The sequence below is a fragment of the Desulfobulbaceae bacterium genome, assembly GCA_015231515.1.
Taxonomy (GTDB): domain Bacteria; phylum Desulfobacterota; class Desulfobulbia; order Desulfobulbales; family VMSU01; genus JADGBM01.
This window is the reverse complement of record JADGBM010000198.1, coordinates 476-2,970: the sequence shown is the minus strand read 5'-3', so window position 1 is coordinate 2,970 and position 2,495 is coordinate 476. Positions and strand designations below refer to the sequence as shown.

Annotated in this window: 4 protein-coding genes and 1 pseudogene (1 of these 5 cut by a window edge); all 5 read right to left on the bottom strand. The window is 38.7% G+C overall.

The features are described from left to right. Positions 1-603: hypothetical protein (locus HQK80_16140; protein MBF0223721.1), on the bottom strand; the 603-nt coding region annotated here is incomplete at its 3' end. A gap of 100 nt (positions 604-703) precedes the next feature. Continuing rightward, positions 704-1,090: an antibiotic biosynthesis monooxygenase gene (locus tag HQK80_16135; protein ID MBF0223720.1), complete on the bottom strand. Its 387-nt coding sequence runs from the start codon at positions 1,088-1,090 to the stop codon at positions 704-706. Positions 1,091-1,274: 184 nt separating this feature from the next. Continuing rightward, entirely contained in the window at positions 1,275-1,967 is a 693-nt protein-coding gene (locus tag HQK80_16130) for a hypothetical protein (protein MBF0223719.1), read from the bottom strand. A gap of 66 nt (positions 1,968-2,033) precedes the next feature. Next, positions 2,034-2,264 carry a DUF3185 domain-containing protein gene (locus HQK80_16125; protein ID MBF0223718.1) on the bottom strand — a complete coding sequence of 77 codons (231 nt, stop codon included), beginning with the start codon at positions 2,262-2,264 and terminating at the stop codon, positions 2,034-2,036. 6 nt (positions 2,265-2,270) lie between these two features. Continuing rightward, a pseudogene (locus HQK80_16120) lies at positions 2,271-2,495 on the bottom strand (BON domain-containing protein) (it continues 128 nt past the right edge of the window).

Genomic DNA, 2,495 nt, shown 5'->3' with positions numbered 1-2,495 from the left:
AGGACTTATATTCTGACGGATCTCAATTGTTGTTGGTATTGAACTACGAATAAGATTTAATACTTCCCTTGCAATATGTTCTATATTCATCAATCTTAATTCACTGTTATTTTGGCGTGAAAAAGCAAGAATTTGTTTGACCAGAGCTTTTGCACGCATGGACGCAAAATATATTTGATCAAGACTTCTTCGAAATGGGCTCTTTTCCTCAATCTTATATAGCAATAGTTCAGTATGACCTATAATAGCAGAAAGAATATTGTTAAAATCATGGGCAATTCCACCGGCAAGTGTACCGATAGCTTCCATTTTCTCTGCTTGCTGAATTTGGTATTCAAGTAATTTCTTTTCTTCTTTTGCCCGCCTCTTTTCTGTTACATCGCGAATGTTGCATTGAACCATAGTTGATTTGTTCACAAAATAAATATCAGTATCTATATTCAGCAGATCATGATCCAGAACGATCAGGGGTACATGTACCGTGCTTGTGATACTCGCAGCATATTCAAGGGCTTCCTCTGCCGACGGAACAAAAGATGCCTCAGACAGATCACTTGTTTTTGGTTGATCGTCTGCAACTAAAATTATAGAGTTTTTTTTCATAACCCACCTCTTTTCCGAGACCGTTCTAAATTCAACAGTACCCGCGATTTTTTGCTATACCCTGATTGATTTGAATATATAATGAGCTAAATCACAGAAATCAGCATTCTATCGGTTTTTGAATCTTCATCAATACTGGAATCAATACTGGATAGATAAGTTTGATCTTTTTTCTTACATCATTAACAGCTTCTATTCCTTCACAATTTAAGACAGTCAAAATCGTAATTTCTATCGGTTTGCACAGGAGGCTCTTTATTCCAAGCAGAACGCTGAATCTGCCTGACATCATATAGTCATCAAGATGTTGACGGTTGTCCCATTCTGAAATGAGATTGAAAATATTTTTGTCTTCAATGTCGCAGTAAATGCCATAACTCAGACACCCGTTTTTTTTACCAAGTGGTTCAATCAATGAAATAAGCGTTTGAAGAACCTCTTTCTGCTTTTCAGGGGAAACTTTCATGATTGTTCTGATTATGTCCATTTCTCATTCCAGAATTTTTTTATTCGATCATTTAATGTCTCTCGAATTTGTTTTTAAGCCGTTAGTTTTTTACTACGCCTCTCTTCATACTACTATCTTGTTGTAATATCCCCTGCCATTTGCAGCAGGAGCAAATTCGTCTTATGTTTAGTTACGCTGTCTTTCAACTTCTCTCTTCTTATGTTTAGTTACGCTGTTTTTCAACTTCTCGATACCTACGCCTGTTAAGTTCTTGTTCTTGTGAGTCTAACTGTTCGCTTCTGTTGTTAATTTGCTGTTCTTGTTGCTCTAACTGTTTGTTTCTGTTGTTGATTTGCTGTTCTTGTTGGTCTAACCGCTGGGTTCTGTTATTACGCTCTTGCCTGTAATCCCGTCTATCTTGCCGATTATCCCTGTCTCGTCCACGATCTCTGTCTCTTTGGTTAGAATCACGGACTCCCCAATTGTTCTGTTTTTCCCAATACCTGCTCTTTTCCCATTGATTCCAGTTGCGTTGAACATTATTGTGAGGAGTTCGCTGGTGGTGCCATTCCCGTCCCTGCCAACGATTATGTCTGTAGTCGTTTCTCCAGCGTGAGGGTACATGTCTATAAAAAGAGGGAACTTTTTTATAGCGCGTCCAACCTGAATCATAGTTACGCGAACGATACCAGCGTCCTTGTGATGGACGCCACCACCATCCACTGTAGAAAAATATATCTGCATCTACATCAGGTGCAACGTAAATATTTGTACCAGGCAGCACTACAAGCTCAGGTGATGATTCAAATACTATGGAAGGCAGAGAAAGGCTAAAGCCTACATGGCTTCCTGCCATTGTTGGAACAGGAGCAAGTGCCAATGCCAAAAGCAATGTTCCTGAAAGTAGTTTTTTCATTTTGTTGTCTCCTGTGAATAAGTTGTTAAATTCCAACTGTACTTTGATTGGTTCTTTTGTATATATTCAATTTTTTCTGCTTACCATAATCAGTAATCCAATGCCTCCCACAAGCGTAATAACTCCAATGAACTGGGACAACGGAGTAGAGATGGTTATTATTTCAGCAGTTATTGTCTGTTGAGGTGGATCAAGATCGACAGCCTTTTTTTTGCTTGTGTTGGCAAACCCTTGATATCCAAAGGCAGCAATCCCTATAGCAATAAGTATGATGGCGTGAATTATGCTCGTTCTCATTTTGTCCTACTCTTTAGTTACAAGGTTGTTTTTAATTACAATACTGTTTTTAACATATTTGACTCCTCTGACTGACTTGGCTATTTTAGTAGCTCTGCCTGAGGTCTGTGCAGAATCCACTAAGCCAGTCAATTGAACGAATCCCTTAAAAGATTCGACTTTGATCTGGAAGACCTTCATTGCAGGATCATCAAACAATCTTGCCCTGACCTCATCGGAAATTGAAGCATC

Excerpts from the sequence above, each read along its gene's own strand:
- HQK80_16135 (MBF0223720.1), bottom strand. The coding sequence starts at position 1,090 with ATGGACATAATCAGAACAATCATGAAAGTTTCCCCTGAAAAGCAGAAA.
- HQK80_16130 (MBF0223719.1), bottom strand. The coding sequence starts at position 1,967 with ATGAAAAAACTACTTTCAGGAACATTGCTTTTGGCATTGGCACTTGCT.
- HQK80_16125 (MBF0223718.1), bottom strand. The coding sequence starts at position 2,264 with ATGAGAACGAGCATAATTCACGCCATCATACTTATTGCTATAGGGATT.